The sequence below is a fragment of the Pedobacter sp. HMWF019 genome (assembly GCF_003061025.1).
Lineage (GTDB): Bacteria > Bacteroidota > Bacteroidia > Sphingobacteriales > Sphingobacteriaceae > Pedobacter.
In genome coordinates, this window is sequence record NZ_QAIL01000586.1 from 9562 (window position 1) to 9853 (window position 292).

General features: G+C 36.3%; 1 protein-coding gene. It reads left to right on the plus strand.

Annotated elements, in window-relative coordinates; all coding sequences use genetic code 11:
- On the plus strand, positions 1–183 hold a 183-nt coding region (locus DBR11_RS28130; protein WP_199233991.1), incomplete at its 5' end, for a glycoside hydrolase domain-containing protein.
- Positions 184–292: the final 109 nt, after the last annotated feature.

Consider the following 292-nt stretch of genomic DNA (forward strand, 5'->3'; position numbering starts at 1 on the left):
AAAGTAAAGAACTTTGGACCGGATCAGGCATTTATCCAACGTGTTTCTCTAAACGGAAAATTGCTCGATAGAACATGGATTACACACCAGGAAATTATCAATGGCGGAGAATTGGTCATTACAGCGGGGGATAAACCCAATCTTCAGTTTGGAATGAAGAATCTCTGGATCTCCGGCCTTTAGATTTTATATATATGGATATAATGATATAGATGTATAAATTATGTTGCATCGTTATGACAACATAACGGTGCAACAAATCAATTACTAAATATAGATCTAGGTGAGAGAC